The organism is Vibrio amylolyticus, assembly GCF_023145695.1.
GTDB classification, from domain to species: domain Bacteria; phylum Pseudomonadota; class Gammaproteobacteria; order Enterobacterales; family Vibrionaceae; genus Vibrio; species Vibrio amylolyticus.
On sequence record NZ_JAJHVV010000027.1, the window covers coordinates 1 to 2238 of the forward strand.

Consider the following 2238-nt stretch of genomic DNA (forward strand, 5'->3'; position numbering starts at 1 on the left):
TACAAAAGTGGGTGATGCGGTCTTTAACATTTACTTAGAAGGTAAGTACACCAACTTGAAAGTCCATGATGTGGCTGGCGGCTACGCGCGCACCGAGGACAAAAAAGTCTCGGTAGGTTTTGACTGGCGCTTCTAAGCCAATACGCTAACGTTCCCAAAACAGCAAGGTGAGTATTCGCCTTGCTGTTTTTCCATCATAAAGTAGAGCACTCCGAAGTTAGTTAATAGGTGTTAATAAGCCCTTTAAGATCCCTAACAACCTTCGTCAATGAAAGTGCGTTTATTTGTATTTATTTAAGGTCCTCTTATGAAACATTCACTTTTAGCCACTTTGGTATTGAGCTCATGCCTTTCTCCTGCCATGGCCACTGAACAATCAACGGCACCAAAACTTGTCCTGCAAATCACGGTCGATGCGTTACGTGGTGATCTCCCCGAGCGCTTCAGATCAAATATGACAAATGACGGGTTTGTTTACCTGCTAGACAAAGGTGTCCATTACGCCAATGCACATTATCAACACTCGAATACGGAAACCATCGTAGGTCATGTTGCTCTTGCAACGGGTGCTCCGCCATCTGCAAATGGGATGGTCGGAAATGTGTGGTACGACAGAAATTTAAACCGCGCTGTCTATAACGTTGAAGATACCAACTATTCTGAACTTCTGACCCACAATTCAAACACCGAATCTATTCAACTCGATGATACTCAAAATACTGCTCAAGGTAATGGCCGTTCTCCTGTCAATATTCACTCTTCCACCTTTGCTGACGAACTGGTTAAATCAAATAATGGCCAATCACGCGCTTTTGCCGTGTCCTACAAAGACAGAGGTGCGGTCTCTATGGCGGGTGAGCTTGGAAAAGCGTTTTGGTTTTCCAATGCTACGGGGGGATTTGTTACGAGTGACTACTATTATGATGCGTACCCTCATTGGGTCGAAGAGTGGAATCAAAGTGATTTTATCAAACGATACAGTAACCAACGTTGGGAGTTGATGCTAGATCGAGAGAAATACCTTTTTTCTAACGAAGGAAATACTGATTTCAAAACAGAAATTGCTTCGTTTAACCGCAGTTTCCCTTACCCTTATGGTCCGTCAAGTTTCCCTTACTTTACCACCATGTTAAGTCTCAGCCCTGCTTCAGATGAAGTGACGGCCGACTTTGCAAAGACACTTATAAAGAGTGAAAAGCTCGGACAACAAGGCCAAACCGATTTCTTAGCCATCAGTTTTTCAGCCAATGACTACATCGTCCATGTCAATGGCCCTTCAAGTCTTGAAGCGGAAGATGGCTTACTTCGATTAGACTCTGTTTTAGCTGACTTACTCTCATACGTGGATGAAACAATAGGGATCGACAACACTTTAATCGTATTGTCCGCAGACCACGGTGCACCTGATGCACCATCCTATGTGACGAACCATGGTCGTACGACCGCTGATTATTTTGGCGCTGAGGCACTGCGTTCAAAAGGGTTATTTGAAAAAACGAAAGATCAGTTTGGTCTCGGTGAAGAAGTTTACCTGTATTTTGAAAACCCGAATTTATACTTAAACCACGACCTTATTAAAGAAAAGGGGTTAGATATTGCAAAAGTTCAACGCTTCATTTCCAGTGAGCTCGCCACCATAAATGGCGTGGACAATGCTTTCACCGCTTCAGATATCGAAGAAGGTAACATGCCTAATACACGTGTAGCAAAACTGGTAGAAAATAACTACTTCAAAGGGCGTTCTGGCGATATTTACTTGGTCTTCAACCCAGGTGTGTACATCAACGCATTCGACAGCCTAACTGTTGCTTCTGTGCATGGTTCTCCGTGGCGTTATGACACGTTCGTACCTGTGATATTTGCAGGGTACAATCTAGAAGGGCAAAAGGTTCATCGAGAAGTGACGCCTTATGATATCGCACCAACTCTGTCCGCTTTGTTGGGTGTTACTTTCCCATCAGGGTCGACAGGAGAAGTCCTAAACGAAATTGTCACCCCATAGAGACCACTAACACCTTGGCTTGACCTTGATGTTGAACGCACTGAATCACCGTTATGCCAGCCACCGTGCTGGCATAATGCTTTTTGAATACATCCATCTTATTGATTCTTCGGATCAGCGACATAGAACCTTAAGTCGGCTGACATCAAGCCGAAGCACCTTCCTCCCCTCCCTTATGATTCCACTCCGAATGATTTTATCTCATTATGAATTAGTGGAATATTTTAAACAACTCT

Annotated in this window: 1 protein-coding gene; it reads left to right on the forward strand. The window is 43.9% G+C overall.

What is annotated here, in order from left to right:
* The first annotated feature begins 307 nt into the window (after positions 1–307).
* A complete protein-coding gene (locus tag KP803_RS21690; RefSeq protein ID WP_248010937.1) occupies positions 308–2002 on the forward strand; it encodes an alkaline phosphatase family protein in 1695 nt (564 codons plus the stop codon).
* Positions 2003–2238: the final 236 nt, after the last annotated feature.

Excerpts from the sequence above, each read along its gene's own strand:
- KP803_RS21690 (WP_248010937.1), top strand. The coding sequence starts at position 308 with ATGAAACATTCACTTTTAGCCACTTTGGTATTGAGCTCATGCCTTTCT.